Here is a 24,298-nt window from a genome sequence, read left to right as displayed (position 1 = left end):
ATCACTGGTTCCCGGCCTGCAGCTCGTTGATCAGGTGCAGCAGGCGCCGCCCGTTGCGTTCGATGGCGTTCACGTACCGGTGCTGCTCCTCGGTCAGGGGCTCGGCGCCCAGGAGCTGGGCATACCCGAGCACCGAGGTCAGCGGCGAGCGCAGATCGTGGCCGAGCTGACCGATGAGCTCGTCCTGGAGCTGTTCGGCCCTTCGTCGCTCGATCATGTCGGTGGCAACGAACAGGTGTCCCGGCGGGCCACCCTCGACGCCCGGGGTGCGGGTCACCACGACCTGGGCCGGGACGGGCACGCCGTCGCGGCCGCGTAGCGTCCGCTCGCGAGGTGCCGGGGCGTCCGTGTCCAGGTCGGCTGTGGGCACGTCCCCGTCGAAGATGCGGTCGACCTTGCTGCCCAGCACCTCGTCACGCGGGTAGCCCAGCAGCAGCTCGGCGCCGCGGCTGAAGACGACCACCACGCCGTCGTCATCGGTCGCGACGATCGCATGACCCGTCGCCGCGTCGATCAGCCCTTCCGCGACGTCCCTGTTCGTGCTCACCCGTGCCCCAGATTCCCGGGCAGGCCGCCCGCGGAAGGCGGCAGCCGCAGCGTGGTGCGCATGGTCTCCAGCGGCTCCGCGTACCGACCCACCGAGAACCGTGACCAGTAGCGGGCGGTGGCTCGCACGACGTCCTCCGCCAGGTACGCCCGGTGAGCCTGCGACTCGAACGCCCGCAGCATCAGCAGCTTGGTCTCCAGGTGCTCGGCGATGTCCACGAACCGGTTGGGCCGGTAGTCGACGGTCGACGAAGGACTCTGGAAGCACGCCAGGTCTCGCACGTCGCGGGTCGCGACCTGTACGGTCTGGTGCACCGCTCGATGGTCCTGGTGCCAGTCGTGGTTGCTGTGCGTGTAGACCTGGTCGGGGCGCACGTCCCGGACCACGTCCTCCAACGCTGTGATCGGACCCGACGCCGGATCCAGGTGCGTGTCCTCGAAGCCCAGGTGGATGAGCTTCGCGCCCACGATCTCCGCGGCGGCTCGTGCCTCCTTGTGCCGCACCTCCGCGTCCCCGCCCATTGAGCCGTTCGACAACGTCACGATCACCAGCTGGTCCCCGGCGCCCGCGTGAGCGGCGAGGGCGCCGCCCACGCCGAGCTCGACATCGTCAGGGTGAGCACCCACCGCCAGCACCGTCTTCGTGCGGTTTGCCTCTCGCCGCTCCCGGCCCCGGCGTGCGAGCGTGGTCGCCCGCGAGGCGAGCAGCTCGACGTCGACGGGCTTGACCAGGAAGTCGTCCACGTCACCGCGCAGGGCGCCCACGGCATAGTCGACGCGGTTGTGCGCGGTCAGGATGATGACGGGGACCCCCGCGGCCAGCCGGTGCACCTCCGGCAGGATCTGCAGGCCGGAGCGTCCGGGCAGCTCGACGTCGATCACCACGAGGTCGAAGCTCTCGGCCCCCAGGGCGGCCAGCGCGGCGTCCGCGTCCTGTGCCACGACGGCTCGCATCCCGGCGCGCTTCTCGAGGACGGTGCAGGTGAACGCCCCTGAGTCCGGGTCGTCCTCGACCACCAGCGCGGACCAGACGTCGGATGGAGCGGTGGCTGCGTCGTCCGTCATCGACTCTCCTTCGTTCGGTGGGCCAGGCCGCCCCTGTTGTCCCTGCCCTACTTGGACGGTATGCATGAACGAGGCCGACCGCCTGTTGTCCGGCACGGGCCGAGCCTGGGACGACGCCGTACGAGTGGGCATACGAGTGGGGGAGCTGAGACATCGTGAGGACCGACGGCAAGGTGCGCCGGCTGCTGCGGGAGTCGTCGCGGACGATGGGCGGGGTCGCGCCTCGCTCCGTGCTGCTGATCGCCGACCCGGCGTCCGAGGGCGGTCGCGGCGACGTCGAGCGCCAGTTCCCTGGTGCGGAGGTGGCCGTGCTCACCGGCAACCACGACGAGATGTTCCGTGCTGCCGCCGAGCAAACCCAGGCCGACCTGGTGATCGATGCCCGGACCGACCCCGCTGCTCAGAAGTACTGGGCGTTCCGGCGCCTCTTCCTCGGTCTGCGGGACGGCGGGCACTACGTGGTGCTCTTCGTCCCACGCGGCGAGGATCCTGCGTCCGATCCGACACCTGCGCCTGCCGCGTTCGACCCCTATCGCCGGCCGATCGAGGCGACACCGCCGGCCGCGGGACTCGACGAGTGGCTGGACAGGCTGCAGAGCGCCCGGCGCTGGAGCATCGCACGACGCCGTCGGGAGCTCACCCATCTCGAACGGCAGATGACGGCAGCCGTGGGTGAGATCGTGCGGAGCGCCGAGCTCCGGATCGTCGAGAAGGTCGGCGAGCACCTGCTCAAGCTCGATCCCGAGGCCACGCTGTCCGCGATGGGCCGGCGGAGCAGGCGACCCGAGGAGATCGCACGGCGTCCGGCTCGGACCGTCAGCACACCGGTCATGCTGCACTCCAACGCGCCGGAGTTCTCGGCGGCGCGCTTCCCCGCGGTGGAGCTCGTCCCGGACCTGGTCTGCCGGGCCTACGAGGACGTCGTGTGCGCGCCGCGACAGGTCGTGTCGGCCGCAGGGCTGCTGCTGCCCGAGTCGTACGTCCAGCCTTGGCGCCGCCCGCTCGGACAGCTGACCGGGAACGTCGCGGCGAGCGAGTACGGCACAGCACCGGGCACGGACGGCACGCCGGTCGAGCTCTCGGGGACGTACTTCCATCTGGACAACGAGGTGCCGGGCCACTACGGCCACTTCCTGACGCACGACCTGACCAGGCTGTGGGCATGGGACGAGGCCCTGAGCCGCTTTCCCGACCTGCGGATCCTGCTGGGCGGCACCGGTGACCGGCACGCGGTGCCGAGCTTCGTCCTCGAGCTGCTGGCGGCATTCGGGATCGGAGCGGACAGGGTCACGGTCCTCACGGGGCCTGCGCGCGTCGAGAGGCTGGTGACCGCGACCCAGGCGTTTCAGCAGCCGCTCTTCCTCGCGCCCGACGCCGCGACGTCCGTGTGGTCGCGCATCCGGGACGTGCTGGTGCGGTCGGCGGCCGACGTCGTCGTCCCCACCCACGTGTTCGTGGCACGGTCGGGCCAGGGACGACGTGCCTGCCGGAACAGTGCGGAGGTCGAGGGGCGGTTCGCGGACGCGGGGTACGAGACCGTCCGTCCCGAGCTGTTGCCGCTCGCGGTGCAGGCGAAGACGTTCGCACGGGCGCAGGTGGTGGCGGGCTACGCGGGGTCCGGGATGATCAACGCGGTCTGGTCTCAGCGGCCGGCCACCCGGATCGTGATCTCGTCGCGCTCGTACCCGGCTATCAACGAGTACCACCTCGCGCGGCACTTCGGGTCGGAGCTGCACTACCTGTGGTGCGACCCTGACGTCCCCGTCCCCGAGTCGGGAATGACGAAGCAGGCGTTCCACTCGAGCTTTGCCGTGGACCTCGAGCGTGACGGTCCGGCTCTCGACGAGATTCTCGGTAGCAGGAGGGCCGTGGCTGGAGCTCGGGCCACCCGGGGGCTCAGCTCGGGGACGTCCGGGACCGCAGGCGCGCGGCCTGCTTGATGAGATGGGTCCGCTCTGCCGTGCCGGTGGCCCGGTCCGCGGCCTTCGTGTAGTGCTGGATCGCGCGGTCGGGATCGTCGGCCCGTTCGTACAGGTGGGCAGCCACGGCGTCCCAGCGCGGCAGCTCCGGGTCCACGTCGCCCAGCGCCGCCAGCCCGGCCAGCGGGCCGTCGACCTGGCCGACCGCGACGGCCCGGTTGAGGGCGACGACGGGACTCGGCCCGAGCCTGGCGAGCTCGTCGTACCACTGAAGGATCTGCGGCCAGTCGGTCTCGGCGGCGATGGGGGCATCGTCGTGCAGGGCTGCGATGGCGGCCTGCGCCTGGTACGGCCCGAGCTGGTCGCGAGCGAGGGCGTGCTGCAGGACGGCGACCCCCTCGGCGATCATCACCGTGTCCCACCGGGAACGGTCCTGCTGATCGAGCGGCACCAGCTCGCCCGAGGCGGCGACCCGGGCCTCGCGGCGCGCGTGGTGCAGCAGCATCAGGGCGAGCAGCCCGGCGATCTCCGGATCTGCGCGTCCTGGATCGGGGCGTCCTGGATCGGGGCGGCCGCTCGGACGCGCGGTTTCCGGTCGCCCGGCGCGCGCTTCCTCGGCGGCGAGCAGCTGGCGGGTCAGCCGGATCGCCTCGGCGGCCAGCGAGATCTCGCCGGTGAACCCCTCGTTGAAGATCAGGTACAGCACGTGCAGCACCGCGCGGACGTCGCCCGGCGTGTCGAACCGCCCGCCGCTGATGGTGCGCTTGGCGCGGGAGATGCGCTGGGCCATCGTCGCCTCCGGGACGAGGAAGGCGCGCGCGATCTGCGCCGTCGTCAGCCCGCCGACGGCGCGCAGCGTCAGCGCGACCGCCGACGCCGGGCTCAGCGCCGGGTGGCAGCAGCGGCTCAGCAGGAGCAGCGTGTCGTCCGACTGCTCGGTGGGGCCGGGCGCGGGCTCGTCGTGGACGCGTTCCTCCCGCCGCCGTCGGGCAGCCTCGGAGCGCTGTGCGTCGATGAGCTTGCGGCCCGCGACCCGCAGGAGCCACGCCTTCGGGTCGTCGGGGTGCCCGTCCGGCCAGTGGCGCACCGCCTCGATGAGGGCCTCCTGCACGGCGTCCTCGGCCGTTGCGAAGTCTGCTCCGCGACGGACGAGGACGCCCAGGACCTGCGGCGCCAGCGTCCGCATCAGGTCGTTCACCTGGTCCTCGTGCATGGTGGTGTCCCGATCTGCTGGGCGGTGGGTCACGGGCTGTGGGTCACTCGGCCGTGGCCAGCACCTCGGTCAGGAACGGCCGCACCTCGAGCCACTCGTAGATGGGGCGCCCACCCTGGCCGGGTGCCGCGGAGAGCTCGGCGGCGGCCTCGTAGGCCCGCTCCTGGGACTCGACGTCGATGATCATCCAGCCCGCGATGAGGTCCTTGGTCTCCGCGAACGGCCCGTCCGTCACCGGTGGCCGGCCCTCGCCGTCGTACCGCACGAACGTGCCCTCCGGCGAGAGCGCGCCCTCGCTGACGAACTCACCGCTCTGGATCAGCTTCTCGGCGAACCGGCGCATGTAGTCGATGTGCGCCGTGATCTCCTCGGGCGTCCACCCGTCCATCGGCGTCTCGGTGCCGGGCACGGGCTTCGGGCCGTTGTGCCGGTAGTGCTTGAGCAGCAGGTACTTCGCCATGAGTCTCTCCTTGGTCGAGGGCCGTCGCCGGCCCTGCGTCATGGGCGCTGTTCACGCCCTCGACCCTAGGACGGAACTGCTCCGATGTTCTCGACATCAGGATCTCGATCAGCCCGCGGCCCAGGCCCGCGCGGCACCGATCGGGGTCACGCTCGCCGGGCCGCCCGCCGCACCTTCCGGCACGACGGCGGTCGCCTGGAACGCCGCGCTCAACGTGTCGCCCAGCGTGTCGAGGTCGTCCTCGAACAGGCCCGCGTAGGTGGACAGCGTGAGCACCGGCGACTCGTGCCCGAGCATGCGCTGCACCGCCTTGACCGTCGCCCCGCCGGAGATCGCGAGCGACGCCGCGGTGTGGCGCAGGTCGTGCAGGGTGAGCGTGTCGAAGTCCTCGGCGCCCGGCCCGAGCGTGGTCCGCGACAGGGCGGTCAGCAGGCGGGTGCGGCTCACCTTCTCGCCGCGGGTCAGCTCGTCCCGGCGCGCCCGGTCGGCGTCGGCGACCAGGGCCCAGGTCGCCGGGTCGCAGACGCCCGAGGGCTCGACCCCGCCGTCGGACTGCAGACGGCGGACCGCGGCGACCACGCCGTCGTCGTACAGGCCGGAGCCGGGCAGGCCCACGGCCTCGCGCAGGGTGCGGACGGCGCGGCCGGCCGCACCGACGGCGGGCCGGAACGCCGACCGGTCGAAGCTCTCGCGACGCAGCGGGCCACCGCGCGTCCCGGTGAACAGCAGGTCGGCGGGCGCCCGGCCGCCGGCCTGCGCCGCCACCGCCTCGACGAGGGTCGCCGGCAGGGGCACCTCCCGGCGCGCATGGGTCTTGGTGTCGCCGAGCAGGAGGGTGCCGTCGTCGAGCCGCGTGTAGGCCTTGGTGACACGCACGCGGCGGCGCAGCGGGTCGACGTCGGCCACCGTGAGGGCGCTGACCTCGCCCCAGCGCAGGCCGGTCAGGGCGGTGAGCAGCACGAGCGTGCGCGTCTGCGGGGACGTGGTCGCGTCCGCGACCCGGCGCAGCTGCTCGTGGGAGAGGTACCGGTGCGGCTTGGTCTTCGGCGCCCGCGGCAGGGCGGGCACCTTGCCCGACGGCGTCCGCGCCGGGTTGCTGCGCAGGCGGCGGGCGTCGACGGCGGCGTCGAGCAGCGCGACCAGCAGGCGTGCGGCGTCGCGGCGCCTCGCCGGCGAGGCGGTCTCGCCGGTGGTGGGGGAGGCCATGGTGGCAGCCCAGCGGGCGACGTCCTCGTGCGTGACCTGCCGCAGCGGCCGGTCGCCGAAGGCGGGCGCGACCAGGGAGCGGAAGCGCTCGTGCTCGGCCTCGATGGTGCGCGGCGCACGGTCGACGCGGGACTCCTGCCAGACGGCGAACCACTCGGCGACGGTGACCCGGCTGGAGGCGGGGTCGACCCACTCGGCGTGCTTGCCGGCCTCCTCCTGGCGGCGGGCCTCCGCGAGCGCCTCGCGCCGAGACGTGAAGCGGCGGGTGCTGCGCAGGCGCCCGTCGACCCGGAACCGGCCGATGTAGCCGGTGCGTCCGTCGGAGTCGGTGCGCTGCTCGGTGTACGCCACGTGGCGAGGTTATCGGGCGTGCCGGCGCAGGTCAGGGAGCGACGCGGGGCGGGGCCTCGGTGAGCCATGCCGCGGAGGTCCGGCCGTGGGAGTCGGGTGCGCGGCCAGGTTCAGATCGGGCGGGCCTGGCCGGTCAGGGCGTTCCATCCGATGCGCCCACCGAAGGCGAGCAGCACGGCACCGGTGACCCGGTCGGTGACGCGGGCGATGGCGCGCCCCGACAGCCAGCGCTGGGCGAGGTCGGCGGCGTTGATCAGAAGGGCCAGCCAGGCGAACCCGAGGACGTCGTGCTCGACGGCCAGCAGGAGGCCCATGAGCAGGTGCGGTACGTCGTCGGGCAGGAACTGGGGGATGGTGGCGAGGTAGAAGACGCCGACCTTCGGGTTCAGGAGGTTCGTGGTGGCGCCGAGCGCGAACGAGCGCCAGGCCGAGCGGGGTGCCGTGGCGGTGCCGTCGGCCGACGTCGATCCGTTGTCGTGGGGCAGGACGGCGTCGGGCAGCGCGTCGTAGCGGCCGGGGCGGAAGCTGGACCACAGCATCTGGCCGCCGAGCCACAGGAGGTAGGCGGCGCCGGCCAGGGTCAGGGCGCGGTAGGCAGCCTCGGAGGCGGCGAGCACGGCGGTCGCGCCGACGGCGGCAGCGACGCCCCAGGCCAGGACGCCCGCGTTGATGCCGAGGGCGGTGGCATAGGCGTGCTTGCGACCGCTGACGACGGCGGTGCGCAGCACGAGCGCGCTGTCCAGGCCGGGCATGATCGTCAGTGGGATCGCGACGAGCGCGAACAGGAACATCGCCTCGGGCACGGTCATGGGCGTGACGGTACCGGTGCCGGCCGGAGGCGGACCAGCGGGTAGTTTGGGGTTATGCGCGTTCTCGTCTCCGGTGGGGCCGGCTATATCGGCTCGCACACTGTCCTTGCCCTGGTAGCCGCCGGTCACGACGTCATCGTGGTCGACGACTTCTCCAACTCGAAGCCTTCGGTGAAGGGCCGCCTGGAGGCGCTCGCTGGTCGCGAGATCCCGTTCCACGGGTTCGACCTGACCGACGCCGACAAGACCGAGGCGCTGTTCGCGCACGAGCGGATCGACGCCGTCATCCACTTCGCGGGGTTCAAGGCGGTGGGGGAGTCGGTGACCAAGCCGCTGGAGTACTACCGCAACAACCTCGACTCGACGTTCGCCCTGGCCTCGTCGATGACGAAGTACGGCGTGACGAAGCTGGTGTTCTCGTCGTCGGCCACGGTGTACGGGGAGAAGGCGCCGGTGCCGTACCGGGAGGACTACGAGCACCTGTCCTCGTCGTCGCCGTACGGGCAGACCAAGGTGATGATCGAGCGCGTGCTGACGGACATCGCGCAGATCTCCGAGGGCTGGAAGGTGGCGCTGCTGCGGTACTTCAACCCGGTGGGCGCGCACGAGAGCGGCGACATCGGCGAGGACCCGCAGGGCATCCCGAACAACCTGATGCCGTTCATCGCGCAGGTCGCGGTGGGGCGGCGCGACAAGCTCACGGTGTTCGGGAACGACTACCCGACGGCGGACGGCACGGCCGAGCGTGACTACCTGCACGTCACCGACCTCGCGGCGGGGCACGTCGCGGCCCTCGAGCACCTGGACGACATGGCCGAGCCGGCGCGCGCGTTCAACCTGGGGACGGGTACGGGGACGTCGGTGCTGGAGCTGCTGAAGGCCTTCGAGCGGGCGGTCGGTCGTGAGCTGCCGTACGAGATCGGCCCGCGCCGGGCCGGCGACCTGCCCGCGTTCTGGGCCGACCCGACGCGCGCGAACACCGAGCTGGGCTGGCGCGCGACCAAGACCATCGACGACATGTGCGCCGACACCTGGCGCTGGCAGTCCAAGAACCCGCAGGGCTTCCCTGACGCCTGACCTGGGACGTTGTCCGCGCTGACCGGCGTTCAGCACAGCGCTTTCTGCCAGACCGATGACGCATCTGGCAGAAGGTGCTGTGCTGAACGCGAGTCAGACCACTGGGTTGCCGATCGGCGGGGTCTCCAGGCGGTCGAACTCGAGCTGCGGTACGCCCTCGTCCGGGTCGGGCTCGCCGCCGTGGCGCCGGTCCGACCGAGTCGGCCGCAGGATGGGCCGCAGCTCGGCAGCCGCGTGCCGGGCGTCCCGTGCGGGCGGGTTGCGCACCGAGGGGTCGTGCAGCGGCTCGTCGCGCACGGCCTGGTCGGGCACCGACAGGTCCTGCGCGGCCGGGCGCGCCGTCCGGTCCACCGGTTCGGCGTGCGCCTCCTCGAAGGCCCGCACGATCGACCACGGCAGCCGGATGTAGCCCTCGACGTCGAACCCGTTGGCGATGGCCCAGGCGCGCATCTGCGCGGGGGTGGCCACGCTGCGGCCGTCCGTGGGCTTCTTCGCGCCGGACTCGTCGACCAGCTTGGGGAACTCCACCGGCGTCGCCTCGACGATCGGCTCGATCACGGCGTCCCGCGGGCAGCCGAGCGTGTCCGCGACGCGCCACAGCTCCTGCCGGGCCTCCAGGTGGTAGCGGTCGGCCTCGATCGCCTGGCGCACGAGCGCGTCGAAGAACTTCCTGCGGATGCCGGCCGCGGCCTGGCGCGTGAGCCGGTAGAGCGGCTCGGCGTCGGCCAGCCCCCCGGCCGTCTCGGGTGTGAGCCGCCCGTCGTGGAGCGTCTCGGCGATGAGCGCCAGGTAGCCGTGGGTGTGGACGTCCGCGACGGCGGATATCGCGTCGGCGAGCGGCTGCCCGGCGAGCATCGTCAGGATGCCCGGACCGCGGCGGCCCGGCCAGGGGCGCGGAGCCTCGGCCACCCGGCTGGGCCCCGCGGGCCAGGGGTAGACCCAGGCGCGCAGGGTGACCTGCAACAGCTCGGGCAGGTCCGGCACCCCGCCCACGCTCTGCAGGAACCGGGACAGCAGGCCGGCGGTGGCGCGCGCCTCGTTCACCGGGCTGGTGTGCGGCGGGATGCCGCCGCCCTCGAACGGGACCCCTGCGGCGGTGCAGCAGTCCGACAGGCGCCGGTGCGCCAGCCCCGGCAGGTAGTGGTAGCTCGCGTCGATGGTCGTCGTCTGGGCGAACGCGGGCAGCTGCCACCCCAGGTGGGCCAGCTCCGCACGCAGCACCTCGATGCCGAGCCGGCCGTTGTGCGTCACTATCGCCATCTGCGACAGGCGCTCGCGAAGAGTGGAGGCGACGTCGGCGAGCGCGATCCACGCGCCGTCGGGGTGCAGCACCGCCGACCACTCGTCGACGACGGCGCCGCGCTCGTCGAGGCGCACAACAGCAATCTCTCGCAGGCGCGCGCTCTCCACCTTGACACCGGTGATCCGGGTCGACACCGCTGCGTACGCGGGCTTGCCCACGCGTTCATCCCTCGCCATGCGCGTCCTTTCTCGACAGCCGTGCCGCCGGTAGCGCTACGACGCGCCACAGGGTGCCATCAGTGCGAGAGTCTTGAAAGTGGAGATAGTACGAATATGTCGGATTCTGTGAAAATCACTACCAAAGATAGCGGACCGCCCCCTGATTACTAACACTTGCAGTGGGTGTTTGGCCACCGTCTGGGGTGGGTCAAAAGGGGAGGTCACAGTGCTGTCGAAGCTCTCGGTCATGGACTGGCGCGCGATCGCGGCGCTGGGATTCGCACTTCCGTACATCGCACTGGTCGTCCTGGGGGATCGGTTCGGGTGGCCCGAGCCGTCCGCCTCGGGCTCTCTGACCAGCCCGATCACCATTGTGACACTGGGCTGCCTGCTTGCCGGAGCGGCTCTGGCGCTCGCGCCCGTCCTGCAGGACGGCACCTTTCCGGTGCTCAATATTCTCGTGGGCGCGGCCATGGTGCTCGGCTTCGCCTGGGCGGCGCTGGTGCTGGCGCAGGCGAAGTACGGCTGCGACCCGCTGAACATGTTGCCCGGCTGCGGGTGATCTCTCGGAAAATTTGTACCGCCGGCGCACGGCGGATTTCGCGTGTCGGTTCCGGCGCCTTCGGGACACAATGCGAGCGTGTTCCAGCGCCCTGCCCACCACCGCGTCGCGAGCCGCGAGCTCGTTGCCCTCGGTACCGCCAGCCAGGTTCCCACGCGGACACGCAACCACAACGGCTACGCCCTGTTCTGGGACGACGAGGTCATCCTGTTCGACCCCGGCGAGGGCACCCAGCGCCAGATGCTGTACGCCGGGATCTCCGCGACGGCCCTGACGCGGATCGCGATCACGCACCTGCACGGCGACCACAGCCTCGGCCTGGCCGGCGTCGTGCAGCGCATCAGCCTGGACGCCGTGCCGCACACGGTGCCGGTGACGTTCCCGGCGTCCGGCCGGCGCTGGGTCGAGGCGCTGTGCGACTCCACCTCGTACTACCACCAGGAGCGCCTCGCGCTGCAGGGCCTGACCAGGGACGGCGTCGTGCCGCGCGTGCCGGGCGAGCTGCACGGCCCGGCGACCTTGAGCGCGGCCCGGCTGGACCACTCCCTGGAGGCGTACGGGTACCGGCTCGACGAGCCCGACGGCCGGCGGATGGACCCCGACCGGCTGGCGGCCGCCGGCATCGCCGGGCCCGACGTCGGACGGCTGGCTCAGGAGGGAACGCTGAGCACCCCGCACGGCACGGTCCGGGTCGAGGACGTCAGCGACCCCCGCCCGGGGCAGTCGTTCGCGTTCGTCATGGACACCCGGATGTGCGCCGCGGTGGAGCGCCTGGCGGACGGCGTCGACCTGCTCGTCATCGAGTCGACGTACCTGGACCGCGACCGGGACCTGGCCCGCGACCACGGGCACCTGACCGCTCTGCAGGCCGCGACCGTGGCCGCGCGGTGCGGGGTGCGCAGCCTCGTGCTGACCCACTTCTCGCAGCGGTACACCGACCCGACGGAGTTCGAGAAGGAGGCACGCACGGTGTTCGACGGCGAGCTCACCGTGGCGTCCGACCTGGACCGGGTGCCGGTACCGCGACGGAGGTAGGACGCGTGGCTCGTGCGGTGGCACTGCTCGTGCGAGTGGTCTAGGCTGGCACACGAAAGCCGGGGCAGGTCTCCCGGTTATAGTTCGGCCGGGGCCCTATCAGTTTTCACTGAGGGGGCCCTCAGGCATTTCTGGGGCTTGTCCAGGCATCTCGGCGATAACTGTCGACAGGGCCTGGTGGGACACCAGCCATTGTTCCGCGGTGGGCTCAACGGCTTCGAGGACTCGACGTGCGGCCTTCAGATGCCCCTTGACGACGGCACCGCCCGGCAGCAGCGGCTCGAGGTGCGCGATTCGGTTCCGAAGCCGGTAGAGGCCGTCGAGGTCACGTACCAGGTCCGAGACCGGCCGCTTCAGGTGAGGGAACGCGAGCGAGATCGCCTCACGCCAGAGAAACTGTCGACCGGGGTCCTTGCTCGGTAGGAGGAACCTCCACGTGCCGAACATCATCTGCGCCAGGATGTCGTCGTGAGTGACAGGGCGTGGTCCGGTACCGGAGTCCTTCGCGGCGAGCTTTGCGCGGCGGGTGGCCTTGGCAATCTCGTCGCGACGCACGATGCGCTCGACCAGGTGTGAAGGGTCGAGGAGCCAGTCCGGTGCGTGCGGGTGTCCGGTGCTCGGGTTGATCTGTGTCGAGTTCCAGACTCGTAGCTCGGCATCCATGGCGTTGCGGATGAAGACCTCCAGCAGGTGGAGCATCTTGTAGACCGCGGAAGACATCTCAACGTTCCACTGATACAGCCTCAATGCTGCTCGCAGGTTCCCCTCAGAAGCCCGCAGGTACGGGGCGAGCCGTGGAGAGCTGAGCAGGGTTGCAATCACCTGGTGGTGTGCGGCGGTCATGGTCGTGACGGTCATGGAGACTCCTCGGGGCGGGAAAAGAGCCTCCCAGGGCTCGCAGGGTTGTTCATGTTTGGCATGTGTTGCGGGATGTTGTTGCTTATACGCAACGGCGTCTCCGCTGCTTGACCTTGCCCCTGGGGGAAGCGTCAGCCTCCTTGCACCGGCGACCGTCGCCGGGGACGAGGATGGTCCCGTGGAGCAGCTGAGCATCGGCGAGTTCGCCCGCATGTCCGGTCTGACGCCGAAGGCGTTGCGCCTGTACGACGAGCTCGGCCTGCTCGCGCCCAGCCGTGTGGACCCGTTCAACGGGTATCGCTGGTACACGCCCGAGCAGCTCGACCGTGCCCGCCTGGTCGCGAGGCTGCGCCTGATCGGGATGCCGCTCGCGCGGATCCGCGAGGTCGCTTCGGCGCCGTCGGGCAGCGCGGCTGACGCCGTTCAGGCGTACTGGCGGCAGGTCGAGGCCGACACGGCCTCACGCCGCGCGATCGTGTCCGAGCTCCTCGTCCAGCTCCGTACGAGGGAGAGCACCATGTCACGCACCAGAACGACACTGACCGCGAGCGCCGCAGCGCGCAAAGGCATCGGCAGCCGGGACACGATGAACGACGCCTGCCTCGTCCGGCCGGGGCTGATCGCCGTCGCTGACGGTTTCGGGGACGACCAGGTCGCGTCGGTCGCGCTCCACACGTTCGCCCAGGGTGTGTCCGACGTCGGGCTGCCGAATGCGGTGCAGCGCGCCGCCGAGGCTGCCCGGACCAGGGCCGAGACCGCTGAGCACGCCGGCACGACGCTGACGGCGGTCCTGCTCGACGGCGACCAGGGGCGGGTTGTGCACATCGGTGACACGCGTGCGTGGCTCGTGCGGGACGGCGAGGCCGAGCCGCTCACCCGGGACCACACGGTGGCCGCGGCGCTGGTCGAGGAGGGTCGGCTCACGCAGGAGGAGGCCCGGTCGCACCCCGATCGTGCCCTGCTGAACCGGGCGTTCGGCGGCGATCCTGAGTGGGCCGAGCCGGACGTGTTCGCGGTCGAGCTGCGGCCGGGGGACCGGCTCGTCCTGACTGCCGACGGTGTCCACGCGGTCCTCGAGCCCGGCCAGCTGGTGCGGCTGCTGACCGGGCCGGGTGAGCCGGACGACGTCACGCAGCGGGTGGCGGAGGCCGTCGAGGCGGCCGGGGCGCCCGACAACTACCTCGTGGTGGTCGCGGACCTCACCGAGGCCGCGCAGGCGGCCTGACCGGGCCGGGTCCGGCGCGACCGCTCCCCGCTCGTGCCGGCTGCGGCGTCCAGGGGCAGTTCTCCCCGTTGACCTGCCCCTGGACCCGAACCACGATGCCGAGCATGAGCAACCCAGTGCACCCCCAGACCTGGGACGGCGCCGTCAACCTCCGCGACCTCGGCGGCCTCCCGCTCGACGACGGCGGCACCACCGCGCCCGGCCAGATCTGGCGCTCCGGCGCCCCCGAGCCGATCACCCCCACCGGGTGGGCCGAAGCGCTCGAGGCGGGGCTCACCACCGTCGTCGACCTGCGCAACGCCGCCGAGATCGCCCAGGCCCACGACCACCTGCCCGACGCCGTCCGCCCCGGCGAGATCGTCACCCGCTACACCCCCACCGAGGACCCCGGCGACCCCCACTTCCTGGAGACCTGCGGACCCTGGCTGGACCACCCTCGCTCCTACGCACCCAACACCGCCATGTACCCGCACCTGTTCGGCGCCGCCTTCCGGGCGCTCGCGGACGCCCCGGGCGCGGTGCTGGTGCACTGCTCGGCCGGCCGCGACCGCACGGGGATGATCACGGCGATCCTGCTTGCGCTGACCGGCGTGGAGCACCGGGCGATCGCCGACGACTACGAGCAGGCGTTCCGCGGCACCACCCACCGCGGCGGCATCGCCTACGACGTCGAGCAGCGGGCCTGGGTGCAGCACCCCGGCGAGACGTGGACCGCATCGCAGATGGACGAGCGCGTCCGCGAGCGCCGCGCGGCGCTCCTGGGGTGGCTCGCCGACCTGGATGCGGCCGCCTACCTGCGGTACGCGGGGCTGGACGAGGGGCGGATCAGGAGTCTGCGGGGCCGCCTGCGGCGGCCTGATCCGCCGGAAGCCGGGCCGGGTGCTGGGCCGGGTGGGGAGTCGACGGCGCGACAGGCTGGTGTGCCGTCAGGTCCAGGGTCATGAACACGCTGTTCGGGTCCGGGGTGTAGCTCCCGAACGGCCCGCACTCGGCGAACCCGTGCCGGGCGTACAGGCGGCGGGCTGGCGCGAAGAAGTCCTGTGACCCGGTCTCCAGGCTCACTCGCGCGTACTCGCGTCGCTTCGCCTCGGTCAGGACCACCATCAGCAGCTCCGAGGCCACGCCCCGGCCGCGGGCCTGGCCGGCAGTGCGCATGGACTTGATCTCGCCCTCGCGCGTCTCAGCACCGGGTTCGAGCTCGCTCAGCGCGCCGCAGCCGAGCAGCGTGCCGTCGTCGTCCCGCGCGGTCCAGAAGGTGACCGACGGCGCGAGCAGCGCCGAGTGGTCCAGTGCGTGCACGCTCTCGGCCGGAGAGGTGGCGAACATGTCGGCGAGGTGCTCGTCCAGCAGCCGGCGGACGTCGTCGCGAGCAGGGGAGTCGGGGGCGATGTTCACGGCACCATCTTCCGTGGCCGGGACGGTGGTCTCGTCCGCATCGCGGGCTCGTGTGGCGCACGTCACGTCGCACGGGTAGGAATATCTCTTCGTGCGCGGACTCCCGCGCGCGCAACCAAGGAGAACCGCGATGTCGCTGCCCAGCCCGAGCTACACCATCACCCTGCGCGTGGAGGTGGCCGCCTCGCAGCGCGCCACGAGCACGGTGGTAGCCGCGGTAGCCGACGCCGGGGCGGCGGTCATGGGCGTCGACATCGCGCACTCGACGTCGCACGGCCTGGTCGTGGACGTCACGTGCGACACGATCGACGCGGAGCACGGCGAGCGCGTCGTGGCGGCGGTGAACGCGATCGAGGGCGCGGAGGTGCTCAAGTCGAGCGACTCGACGTTCCTGATGCACCTGGGCGGCAAGATCGAGGTCACGAACAAGGTGCCGCTCAAGACACGCCGTGACCTCTCGCGCGCGTACACGCCGGGGGTGGCCCGGGTCTGCCTGGCCATCGCGGACAACCCGGCCGACGCGCGCCGGCTGACGATCAAGCGGAACACGGTGGCCGTGGTCACCGACGGCACCGCGGTGCTCGGCCTGGGCGACATCGGCCCGGCCGCGGCGCTGCCGGTCATGGAGGGCAAGGCGGCGCTGTTCAAGGAGTTCGGCGGGGTGGACGCCTGGCCGGTGTGCCTGGACACGACCGACACCGACGAGATCGTGCGGATCGTCAAGGCGCTCGCGCCCGTGTACGGGGGCGTGAACCTGGAGGACATCGCGGCGCCGCGCTGCTTCGAGATCGAGGCGCGGCTGCGTGAGGAGCTGGACATCCCCGTGTTCCACGACGACCAGCACGGCACGGCGATCGTGGTGCTGGCGGCGCTGGTCAACGCGCTCAAGGTGGTCGACAAGAAGCTCGAGGACGTGCGGATCGTCGTGTCCGGCGTCGGCGCGGCGGGCAACGCGATCATCCGGCTGCTCAAGGCGCAGGGGGCGCGGCACATCGTGGCGTTCGGGCGCGACGGCGCCCTGCACCCCGGGGTGGTGACCGAGGACCCGCACCGGCGCTGGATCGTGGACAACACGAACGTGGACGGGTTCTCCGGCACGCTCCAGGAGGGCCTGAAGGGCGCCGACGTGTTCGTCGGGGTCTCGGCGGGCGGCATCCTGTCGGGCGCGGACGTGGCGCAGATGGCCGACGGCGCGGTGGTGTTCGCCCTGGCCAACCCGACGCCGGAGGTGGACCCGCTCGAGGCCGCCGAGACCGCGGCCGTGGTGGCCACGGGCCGCAGCGACTACCCGAACCAGATCAACAACGTGCTGGCGTTCCCGGGCCTGTTCCGGGGCCTGCTGGACACGGGCGCCACGGACATCACCACGGAGCTGCTGCGGGTGGCCGCCGTGGCGATCGCGGAGGTCGTCGGCCCGGACGAGCTGAACAGCGCCTACATCATCCCCGGCGTGTTCGACCACCGGGTCGCCGAGGCCGTGGCGGACGCGGTGCGCAAGCAGGCGTGAGAGCCTGCTTCGGCGACGTGTCCGCCCGGGCCGTGATCGAGGCGCCCGGCCGGGTCAGCCCATGCTGCCGATGGCGGCGTTCACGATGTTGCTGACCACCGCCGCGGTGCCGAGCACGAGGACGAGGAGCGCGCCGGTGGAGGCGACGAGAGGGATCCACCAGCGGACGGGCTCCGGCTGGGTACGGTCGTTGATGTTCGTGCGGTCGGGGAAGTTGTTGTTCACACTGGTAGAGACGCACGGGAACCGCAAAACGATGCCCGCCCGCCGATAACGGTTCGGGAACGGTCCTGCGGTACCGGGACGGGGCACCCGCCCCCGGAGAGTTGAGGTCAGCGTGAAGAAGATCGGGTTCCTGTCCTTCGGTCACTGGACGCCGCATCCGCAGTCGGGCACCCGCTCGGCGTCGGACGCGCTGCTGCAGTCGATCGACCTCGCCGTGGCCGCCGAGGAGCTGGGGGCCGACGGCGCCTACTTCCGCGTGCACCACTTCGCGCGCCAGCTCGCCTCGCCGTTCCCGCTGCTCGCGGCGATCGGGGCGCGCACCAGCCGCATCGAGATCGGCACCGGCGTCATCGACATGCGTTACGAGAACCCGCTGTACATGGCGGAGGACGCCGGTGCGGCCGACCTCATCTCCGGCGGACGGCTACAGCTCGGCATCAGCCGCGGGTCACCCGAGCAGGTCATCGAGGGCTACCGGCACTTCGGCTACGAGCCCGCACCGAAGGACGCCGGCGCCGCCGACCTGGCCCGCGAGCACACCGCCCGCTTCCTGCAGCTGCTCGACGGCGAGGGGTTCGCCGAGCCGAGCCCGCGCCCCATGTTCCCCAACCCGCCGGGACTGCTGCGGATCGAGCCGCACTCCGACGGGCTGCGCCGCCGCATCTGGTGGGGCGCCGGCTCCCGCGCCACCGCCGAGTGGACGGCGGCGCAGGGCATGAACCTCATGTCGTCCACGCTGCTCACCGAGGACACCGGGGTGCCGTTCCACCGGCTGCAGGCCGAGCAGATCCAGCGGTTCCGCGACGCCTGGGCCGAAGCCGGGCACGAGTTCGAACCACGCGTGTCCGTCAGCCGCAGCATCTTCCCCATCACCGACCAGCGCGACCGCCAGTACTTCGGCATGGAGGTCTACAGCGAGGACCAGGTCGGCCACCTCGACACCGGGCCCGCCCGCTTCGGCAAGACCTATGCGGGCGAACCCGACCAGCTCGCCGAGGACCTGCGCGAGGACGAAGCGGTCCAGGCCGCCGACACCCTGCTGCTGACAGTGCCCAACCAGCTCGGCGTCGACTACAACGCGCACGTCATCGAGAACATCCTGGGGCACGTCGCGCCCGCACTCGGCTGGCGCTAGGCAACCCAGGTCCGTCCCGGGACATCCCGGGCACGGCCCGGGATGTCACCCGCTGCTCTCCTGTCCGGCCGACGACGGCGGTGGGACGCTGCGAACATGACGATCATCAGGACGCCGGAGCCGGCCGAGGCGACGGGAGCCTGGGCCGAGCTGTACGCGGGCGACCAGGAGTCGCTCGGGTACGTGCCCAGCCACACCCGCGCAATGGCCACCAACCCCGAGGCGCAGCACGCGTTCGAGTCGCTGGTGCGTGCCGTCGTGCCGAGCCTGGGCCTACGGCTGTACGAGCTGGTGACCCTCGCCGCCGCCGGCGCCATCGGGTCGCGGGCCTGCCGGCTCGCGCACGGGCGCAAGTCCCGTGCCCTGTTCGACGACGCGCAGCTCGAGCGGATCGCCCGGGACTTCCGCACCGCCGGCCTCACGGAGCTGGAGGTGGCGGCGATGGAGGTCGCCGAGCGGCTCAGCGGCGACTCGTCGGCGATGACCGAGGCGGACAGCCTGCGGCTGCGCGAGCTCGGGCTCACCGACCGGCAGATCGTCGACGTCGTGCTCGCGGCCGCCGCGCGCAACTACTACAGCCGCGCCCTGCACGCCCTCGCCGTCGTCCCGGACGTCCCGCCGGACCTGCCCGAGCCGCTGCGGGACGCGCTGGTCGAGGGCCTCTGAGCGTTCAGGCCGCGTACGGCCGCTCGGCGGCACGGGCCTGCTCGCGCGCCGTCTCGAGCCTGCCCTTCGCGAGCACGACCGCCCGGCGCCTGGCCAGCTCACGCACCTGCCGGAACGCGTCACACCGCGCCATCAGGTAGACACCCGACCACGGGCCACGCGGCCCGCCGTCCACCACCGCGAGCGCCGAGCGCTGCGCCGTCCACCGCTCCCAGTGCCGCACGAACCCCTCCGGCCGCACGACGCGACCACGGTCGAGCTGCCCGTCCAGCGCCTCGGCCAGCGACACGTCGACCGCGACCAGCACCGGGTCCCAGCCCCGCAGCCGAGCCAGCAGGCCCAGGGCCTCCCGCCGGCGCTCGCGGGTCGCGGTGTCGTGCACCAGGAGCGGGGCGTCCGAGCGCGGCCCCCGCAGCAGGCTCACCAGGGTGGCGACGGCGTGCAGCGTGTGCACCGCCCAGCGGTACGTGGCGTACGGCGCCCAGGACGGCAGCCGCCTGGCGATGCCGCGCCGGTAGCGGTCGGGGTCGAGCACGACGGCGCCGGGGACGTCGTCGGCGACCCGGGCCAGCAAGGTGCTCTTGCCTGCGCCGGGGACACCGCCCACGACGATCAGCAACGGGCCGGGCGCACGGTCACGAGTGCGGCGGGCGGAGTCGCCGGAGAAGCCGGGAACCTGGCGCAGCCAGGGCAGGGGAGCTGTTGTCGTCACGTGGTCCTCCATTCGTAGGGGGCCGGGTGAGCAGCATCGCGCGAGCCGATCCAGGATCGCCGGGAACGCCCTGAAAGGGCGCTGGACCGGGATCACGGACCGGAGCGAACCACGACGTCGGGCACAGGGCGCCAGGTGGGGCCCTACGGCTCAAGACGTCGGTCAGATACTCATTCCACCCGGTAGAACGGACGAATCGGTCCGGTTTGTTCCCGGTTCTGGTCATGGATCCTGGCTGGTGGGGGCACATATCGCCGATCGCGTGATCCCGCTAGGGTCTGGCGCGTGAAACGCTTCCTCGTGGGTGCCCTGACCGGTGCGGTGCTCGCCCTGGCCGGCGCCGGCATCTGGTCCGTCGTCGCCGACCACCTGCGGCCACGCCTCGTCCAGGAGGTGTGCGACCCGGGCGCCGACTCGGCGCCGCTGTGCGTCCAGCTGCGCGACGACGGGACGCCGGGCGGGGTCCTGTGGGTCGCCCGCAAGGACCCGGACCTCGGCCCACGGATCAGCTACGTCGCCAGCCCCTTCACCGACCTCGAGCACGACACCGCCGAGGAGATCGACGTGACCTTCGAGACCGACCACCTCGTGGTGCACGGGTACGACGGCTCCGAGCTGATCCTCACCGAGGACTTCTACCAGGAGGACTGAAGGGCCCACCACGAAGACAGCCCCATCACCAACGTGGCACGATCGTCCACGTGACCAGCAACGCCGCCGATCCCGACCACCTGCGCGACCTCGCCCTGCTCCGCCGCGTCCGCGACCGCATGGACCGCGACTACACCCAGCCGCTCGACGTCGCGGCGCTCGCCGCCGGGGTGCACATGTCGGCCGGGCACCTGTCGCGTCAGTTCAAGGCCGCCTACGGTGAGTCGCCGTACAGCTACCTGATGACGCGGCGCATCGAGCGCGCCATGATGCTGCTGCGCCGCGGCGACCTGAGCGTGACCGAGGTGTGCTTCGCCGTCGGCTGCTCGTCGCTGGGTACGTTCAGCACCCGGTTCACCGAGCTGGTGGGTGTGCCGCCCAGCGTGTACCGGAACGACCCGCTCGCGGCCGCGGACGCGATCGACACCGCGGGGCTCCCTGCGTGCATCGCCAAGCAGGTCACCAGACCGGTCAGGAATCGAGAAGCGCCGCTGCGGGCCGGGACCTAGCGTGGCAGCCATGAGCACAGACACGAGCACACCGACCGACCTCACCATCCACCAGACCTTCCTCCCGCACACCGACCCGGAGGCGTCCCTCGCGTTCTACCGCGACGCGCTCGGCTTCGAGGTCCAGCTCGACGTGGGCCAGGGCACCATGCGCTGGATCACCGTCGGCCCGGCCGGGCAGCCCGACACCTCCATCGTCCTGACGCCGGCCGCCGTCGACCCCGGCGTCACCGACGAGGAGCGCAAGATGGTCGCCGAGATGATGGCGAAGGGCACCTACGCCGCCGTCATCCTGGGGACCAAGGACCTGGACGCGGCGTTCGAGCGGGTGCAGGCCAGCGGCGCCGAGGTCATGCAGGAACCGGTCGACCAGCCCTACGGCTTCCGCGACTGCGCGTTCCGCGACCCCGCGGGCAACACGGTCCGCATCAAGCAGCTCTGAACCGCACGACCACCCCGCCATGTGTATCCCAGGGTTGACGGCGCGTGTGTACGCGGCTGCCGCCGATGCGAACGAGGAGCAGAAGATGGAACCCGGATCCGGGCCTACCGTTGCCGTCATGGACACCCACCCCGCCGACACCCACGACCTGATCCGCGTGCAGGGCGCCCGGGTGAACAACCTCAAGGACATCAGCCTCGAGATCCCGAAGCGCCGGCTGACCGTGTTCACCGGCGTGTCCGGCTCGGGGAAGAGCTCGCTGGTGTTCGCGACGATCGCCGCGGAGTCGCAGCGGATGATCAACGAGACGTACAGCGCGTTCGTGCAGGGCTTCATGCCGTCGCTGGACCGCCCGGAGGTGGACCAGCTCGACGGGCTGACGACGGCGATCGTCGTCGACCAGGAGCGCCTCGGTGCCAACCCGCGTTCCACGCTGGGCACCGTCACCGACACCAACGCGCTGCTGCGCATCCTGTTCAGCCGCCTCGGGCAGCCGCAGGTGGGGCCGGCGATCGCGTTCTCGTTCAACGTCCCGGCGCGCAAGGCGAGCGGGGTGATGACGTCGGTCACGGGCGAGAAGCAGGTGGTGCGCAACGCCGTCTACCACGGCGGCATGTGCCCGCGGTGCGAGGGGCGCGGCCAGGTGTCCGACCTCGACCTGACGAAGTTCTTCGACGACTCGTTGTCCCTCAACGACGGCGCCATCAAGATCCCGGGCTACACCGCCGACGGGTGGATGGTGGCCACCTACAGCGAGTCGGGGTTCCTGGACCCGGACAAGCCCGTGGGCGAGTACACGGAGACCGAGCGGCACGACTTCCTGTACAAGGAGCCCACCAAGATCAAGGCCAAGGGCATCAACATCACCTATGAGGGCCTGGTCCCCAAGATCCGTAAGTCGATGCTGAGCAAGGACGTCGAGGCGCTCCAGCCCCACATCCGGGCGTGGGTGGAGCAGGCGGTCACGTTCGTGACCTGCCCCGAGTGCGACGGGACCCGGCTGGCCGCTGCCGCGAGGTCGTCCAAGATCGACGGCATCAGCATCGCTGACGCGTGCGCCATGCAGATCAGCGACCTGGCGGCCTGGGTCCGCGGCCTGGACGCGCCGGGCGCCGGGCCGCTGCTGGCGAACCTGGGCCACCAGCTCGACAAGTTCGTGGAGATCGGGCTGGGCTACCTGTCGCTGGACCGGTCGTCGGGCACGCTGTCCGGGGGAGAGGCGCAGCGCACCAAGCTGATCCGGCACCTGGGCTCCGCGCTCACGGACGTCACCTACGTGTTCGACGAGCCGACGATCGGCCTGCACCCCCACGACATCCAGCGCATGAACAGGCTGCTGGTCGAGCTGCGGGACAAGGGCAACACGGTGCTCGTCGTCGAGCACAAGCCGGAGGCCATCGTCATCGCGGACCACGTGGTCGACCTCGGTCCCGGGGCCGGGTCGGCGGGCGGCACCGTGCAGTTCGAGGGCACCGTCGAGGGCCTGCGGTCCAGCGGCACCCTCACGGGCCGGCACCTCGGGTACCGCGCGAAGCTCAAGGAGACGGTGCGGGCGGCGTCGGCCACGCTGCAGATCCGCGGGGCGAGCACGCACAACCTGCAGGACGTCGACGTCGACGTGCCCCTCGGCGTGCTGACCGTCGTCACCGGTGTGGCGGGCTCGGGCAAGAGCTCGCTGATCCACGGGTCGATCCCGGCCGAGGCGGGCGTGGTCGCCGTCGACCAGGGCGCCATCAAGGGCTCGCGCCGGTCCAACCCGGCCACGTACACGGGCCTGCTCGACCCGATCCGCAAGGCGTTCGCGAAGGCCAACGGCGTCAAGCCGGCGCTGTTCAGCGCCAACTCCGAGGGCGCGTGCCCCACCTGCAAGGGCGCCGGCGTGATCTACACCGAGCTCGGGTTCATGGACACCGTCTCCACCACGTGCGAGGACTGCGGCGGCAAGCGGTTCGACGCCTCGGCGCTGGTGTACACGCTGGGCGGGGACTCGGCGGGCGGGGACGGTGCGAGCGGCGACGGTGAGAAGCGCGGCAAGGACATCAGCGAGGTGCTCGCGATGCCGGTCACCGAGGCGGCGGCGTTCTTCGCCAAGGACGGGCCGGCACCGGTCCCGGCGGCGCACAAGATCCTGCAGCGGCTGTCGGACGTCGGGCTCGGCTACCTCGGCATCGGCCAGCCGCTGACGACGCTGTCCGGGGGCGAGCGGCAGCGCCTCAAGCTCGCCGTCGAGATGGCGCAGGACGGCGGGATCTACGTCCTCGACGAGCCCACGACCGGCCTGCACCTGGCGGACGTCGAGAACCTGCTCGCCCTGCTCGACCGGCTCGTCGAGTCGGGCAAGTCGGTGATCGTCATCGAGCACCACCAGGCGGTCATGGCGCACGCGGACTGGATAGTCGACCTCGGTCCCGGCGCGGGGCGCGACGGCGGCCGGGTCGTCTTCGAGGGCACGCCGGCCGAGCTGGTGGCCCAGGCCCGGGCGGGGCGCCCGACGCTGACGGGCGAGCACCTGGCGCGGTACGTCAGCGCCTAGGACCCTTGACGTGTCAGCGGCCGGCGCGCACCAGGCCCGACTCGTAGGCGCAGACCACCATCTGGGTCCGGTCGCGCAGGTCGAGCTTGTTCAGGATGCGCGAGACGTGCGTCTTGACCGTCTGCTCGGCGAGGTGCAGCTCGGTGGCGATCTCGGCGTTGGACCGCCCGGCGGCGACGAGCTTCATGACGTCGAGCTCGCGGTCGGTCAGCGCGGACAGCGTGGCGGACGGCGAGACGGGCAGCGTCGGGCGCGCCGCGTAGTCGGCGATGAGCGCGCGGGTGATCTTCGGCGACAGCAGCGCCTCGCCGGCGGCCACCACGCGGACGGCCTGGGTCAGCTCCTCGGGGGGCGAGTCCTTCAGCAGGAACCCGCTCGCGCCCGCGCGCAGCGCCGAGAAGACGTACTCGTCGGCGTCGAACGTGGTCAGCATGATCACCTTCGGCGGGGTGCCGGGCATTCCCATGATCGTGCGGGTCGCGTCCAGCCCGTTGACCTTCGGCATGCGGATGTCCATCAGCACGACGTCGGGCTGCATGCGGCGGACCGCGTCGGAGATCCCCACGCCGTCGTCCGTGGTGCCGACCACCGTGATCCCCTCGTGGGCGTTCAGGAGCGCGGCGAACCCGGCGCGGATCATCGACTGGTCGTCGACGATCAGCACGCGGATCGCGCGTCCAGGGGCGTCGTGCCCGGGCACGTCGTGCGCAGGGGCGTCGGGAGCTGGCGGCATGGG

Annotated in this window: 25 protein-coding genes and 1 pseudogene; 14 read left to right on the top strand and 12 right to left on the bottom strand. The window is 71.7% G+C overall.

The window, feature by feature from the left end; all coding sequences use genetic code 11:
* Position 1 precedes the first annotated feature (1 nt).
* Positions 2-547, bottom strand: coding sequence for a histidine kinase dimerization/phospho-acceptor domain-containing protein (locus tag ACFT2C_RS16340; RefSeq protein WP_377208115.1), 546 nt, complete (start codon positions 545-547; stop codon positions 2-4).
* A complete protein-coding gene (locus ACFT2C_RS16335) occupies positions 544-1,611 on the bottom strand; it encodes a PIG-L family deacetylase (RefSeq protein WP_377208114.1) in 1,068 nt (355 codons plus the stop codon). The genes ACFT2C_RS16340 and ACFT2C_RS16335 overlap by 4 nt, the downstream gene beginning before the upstream one ends.
* 155 nt (positions 1,612-1,766) lie before the next feature.
* Here ACFT2C_RS16335 and ACFT2C_RS16330 point away from each other — a divergent pair, with 155 nt between their 5' ends.
* On the top strand, positions 1,767-3,551 hold the full coding sequence (locus tag ACFT2C_RS16330; protein ID WP_377208113.1) for a glycosyltransferase family 61 protein: 1,785 nt from the start codon (positions 1,767-1,769) through the stop codon (positions 3,549-3,551).
* On the opposite strand, the gene ACFT2C_RS16325 is transcribed toward ACFT2C_RS16330, so the two are convergent.
* The 4 genes from ACFT2C_RS16325 to ACFT2C_RS16310 all read right to left on the bottom strand — a co-directional run bounded on the left by ACFT2C_RS16325 (position 3,508) and on the right by ACFT2C_RS16310 (position 7,569).
* Positions 3,508-4,743: an RNA polymerase sigma factor gene (locus tag ACFT2C_RS16325; RefSeq protein WP_377208112.1), complete on the bottom strand. Its 1,236-nt coding sequence runs from the start codon at positions 4,741-4,743 to the stop codon at positions 3,508-3,510. The two genes, ACFT2C_RS16330 and ACFT2C_RS16325, sit on opposite strands and share 44 nt — an antisense overlap.
* A 43-nt stretch (positions 4,744-4,786) precedes the next feature.
* A complete protein-coding gene (locus ACFT2C_RS16320; protein WP_377208111.1) occupies positions 4,787-5,203 on the bottom strand; it encodes a YciI family protein in 417 nt (138 codons plus the stop codon).
* 108 nt (positions 5,204-5,311) lie between these two features.
* Positions 5,312-6,760: a tyrosine-type recombinase/integrase gene (locus ACFT2C_RS16315; RefSeq protein WP_377208110.1), complete on the bottom strand. Its 1,449-nt coding sequence runs from the start codon at positions 6,758-6,760 to the stop codon at positions 5,312-5,314.
* Positions 6,761-6,870: 110 nt separating this feature from the next.
* Positions 6,871-7,569, bottom strand: coding sequence for a LysE family translocator (locus tag ACFT2C_RS16310; protein ID WP_377208109.1), 699 nt, complete (start codon positions 7,567-7,569; stop codon positions 6,871-6,873).
* 54 nt (positions 7,570-7,623) lie between these two features.
* On the opposite strand from ACFT2C_RS16310, the gene galE reads away from it, so the two are divergent.
* A complete protein-coding gene (gene galE, locus ACFT2C_RS16305; protein ID WP_377208108.1) occupies positions 7,624-8,646 on the top strand; it encodes a UDP-glucose 4-epimerase GalE in 1,023 nt (340 codons plus the stop codon).
* Positions 8,647-8,739: 93 nt separating this feature from the next.
* Here galE and ACFT2C_RS16300 read toward each other — a convergent pair whose 3' ends face one another.
* Complete coding sequence (locus ACFT2C_RS16300) at positions 8,740-10,125, bottom strand: hypothetical protein (RefSeq protein WP_377208107.1); 1,386 nt, start codon at positions 10,123-10,125, stop codon at positions 8,740-8,742.
* A gap of 208 nt (positions 10,126-10,333) precedes the next feature.
* On the opposite strand from ACFT2C_RS16300, the gene ACFT2C_RS16295 reads away from it, so the two are divergent.
* Together ACFT2C_RS16295 and ACFT2C_RS16290 are read left to right on the top strand one after the other, a co-directional pair.
* On the top strand, positions 10,334-10,669 hold the full coding sequence (locus ACFT2C_RS16295; RefSeq protein ID WP_377208106.1) for a hypothetical protein: 336 nt from the start codon (positions 10,334-10,336) through the stop codon (positions 10,667-10,669).
* Positions 10,670-10,747: 78 nt separating this feature from the next.
* Positions 10,748-11,704: a ribonuclease Z gene (locus ACFT2C_RS16290; RefSeq protein WP_377208105.1), complete on the top strand. Its 957-nt coding sequence runs from the start codon at positions 10,748-10,750 to the stop codon at positions 11,702-11,704.
* 99 nt (positions 11,705-11,803) lie between these two features.
* On the opposite strand, the gene ACFT2C_RS16285 is transcribed toward ACFT2C_RS16290, so the two are convergent.
* Positions 11,804-12,562 carry a hypothetical protein gene (locus tag ACFT2C_RS16285; RefSeq protein WP_377208104.1) on the bottom strand — a complete coding sequence of 253 codons (759 nt, stop codon included), beginning with the start codon at positions 12,560-12,562 and terminating at the stop codon, positions 11,804-11,806.
* Between ACFT2C_RS16285 and ACFT2C_RS16280 the strand changes: the two are divergent.
* From ACFT2C_RS16280 to ACFT2C_RS16270, 3 genes and pseudogenes are all read left to right on the top strand, one after another.
* A pseudogene (locus tag ACFT2C_RS16280) lies at positions 12,546-12,944 on the top strand (helix-turn-helix domain-containing protein); the annotation flags it as partial. The gene ACFT2C_RS16285 and the pseudogene ACFT2C_RS16280 sit on opposite strands and share 17 nt — an antisense overlap.
* Positions 12,924-13,787, top strand: coding sequence for a PP2C family protein-serine/threonine phosphatase (locus tag ACFT2C_RS16275; RefSeq protein ID WP_377208139.1), 864 nt, complete (start codon positions 12,924-12,926; stop codon positions 13,785-13,787). The pseudogene ACFT2C_RS16280 and the gene ACFT2C_RS16275, both read left to right, overlap by 21 nt.
* Positions 13,788-13,891: 104 nt before the next feature.
* A complete protein-coding gene (locus ACFT2C_RS16270) occupies positions 13,892-14,731 on the top strand; it encodes a tyrosine-protein phosphatase (RefSeq protein ID WP_377208103.1) in 840 nt (279 codons plus the stop codon).
* Here ACFT2C_RS16270 and ACFT2C_RS16265 read toward each other — a convergent pair.
* Positions 14,613-15,182, bottom strand: coding sequence for a GNAT family N-acetyltransferase (locus tag ACFT2C_RS16265; protein WP_377208102.1), 570 nt, complete (start codon positions 15,180-15,182; stop codon positions 14,613-14,615). The genes ACFT2C_RS16270 and ACFT2C_RS16265 overlap by 119 nt on opposite strands.
* Positions 15,183-15,312: 130 nt before the next feature.
* Between ACFT2C_RS16265 and ACFT2C_RS16260 the strand changes: the two genes are divergently transcribed.
* Entirely contained in the window at positions 15,313-16,689 is a 1,377-nt protein-coding gene (locus ACFT2C_RS16260; RefSeq protein WP_377208101.1) for an NAD-dependent malic enzyme, read from the top strand.
* A 54-nt stretch (positions 16,690-16,743) separates the two neighbouring features.
* Here the strand turns inward: ACFT2C_RS16260 and ACFT2C_RS16255 are convergent, their stop codons facing one another.
* Positions 16,744-16,914 (bottom strand): hypothetical protein, encoded by a 171-nt coding sequence (locus ACFT2C_RS16255; protein ID WP_377208100.1) that lies wholly within the window; start codon positions 16,912-16,914, stop codon positions 16,744-16,746.
* A gap of 112 nt (positions 16,915-17,026) precedes the next feature.
* On the opposite strand from ACFT2C_RS16255, the gene ACFT2C_RS16250 reads away from it, so the two are divergent.
* Positions 17,027-18,049, top strand: a complete 1,023-nt coding sequence (locus ACFT2C_RS16250; RefSeq protein WP_377208099.1) for an LLM class flavin-dependent oxidoreductase — start codon at positions 17,027-17,029, stop codon at positions 18,047-18,049.
* 96 nt (positions 18,050-18,145) lie between these two features.
* Complete coding sequence (locus tag ACFT2C_RS16245; protein ID WP_377208098.1) at positions 18,146-18,715, top strand: carboxymuconolactone decarboxylase family protein; 570 nt, start codon at positions 18,146-18,148, stop codon at positions 18,713-18,715.
* Between the two features lie 4 nt (positions 18,716-18,719).
* Here ACFT2C_RS16245 and ACFT2C_RS16240 read toward each other — a convergent pair whose 3' ends face one another.
* Positions 18,720-19,427, bottom strand: coding sequence for an AAA family ATPase (locus ACFT2C_RS16240; protein WP_377208097.1), 708 nt, complete (start codon positions 19,425-19,427; stop codon positions 18,720-18,722).
* Positions 19,428-19,712: 285 nt separating this feature from the next.
* On the opposite strand from ACFT2C_RS16240, the gene ACFT2C_RS16235 reads away from it, so the two are divergent.
* The 4 genes from ACFT2C_RS16235 (at position 19,713) to ACFT2C_RS16220 (ending at position 23,562) form a co-directional block, all read left to right on the top strand.
* Positions 19,713-20,078, top strand: coding sequence for a hypothetical protein (locus tag ACFT2C_RS16235; protein ID WP_377208096.1), 366 nt, complete (start codon positions 19,713-19,715; stop codon positions 20,076-20,078).
* Positions 20,079-20,128: 50 nt separating this feature from the next.
* The gene (locus ACFT2C_RS16230; protein ID WP_377208095.1) at positions 20,129-20,587 is read left to right on the top strand and encodes a helix-turn-helix transcriptional regulator; all 459 of its coding nucleotides are present in this window, start codon (positions 20,129-20,131) and stop codon (positions 20,585-20,587) included.
* A gap of 10 nt (positions 20,588-20,597) precedes the next feature.
* Positions 20,598-21,029: a VOC family protein gene (locus ACFT2C_RS16225; protein ID WP_377208094.1), complete on the top strand. Its 432-nt coding sequence runs from the start codon at positions 20,598-20,600 to the stop codon at positions 21,027-21,029.
* A gap of 118 nt (positions 21,030-21,147) precedes the next feature.
* Complete coding sequence (locus tag ACFT2C_RS16220) at positions 21,148-23,562, top strand: ATP-binding cassette domain-containing protein (RefSeq protein ID WP_377208093.1); 2,415 nt, start codon at positions 21,148-21,150, stop codon at positions 23,560-23,562.
* A 13-nt stretch (positions 23,563-23,575) separates the two neighbouring features.
* Here the strand turns inward: ACFT2C_RS16220 and ACFT2C_RS16215 are convergent, their stop codons facing one another.
* Entirely contained in the window at positions 23,576-24,295 is a 720-nt protein-coding gene (locus ACFT2C_RS16215) for a response regulator (RefSeq protein WP_377208092.1), read from the bottom strand.
* Positions 24,296-24,298 lie beyond the last annotated feature (3 nt).

Origin of the sequence: Promicromonospora sp. NPDC057138 (assembly GCF_042670845.1) — a bacterium.
GTDB lineage: Bacteria > Actinomycetota > Actinomycetes > Actinomycetales > Cellulomonadaceae > Promicromonospora.
This window is presented reverse-complemented; position numbering and strand designations above follow the sequence as displayed.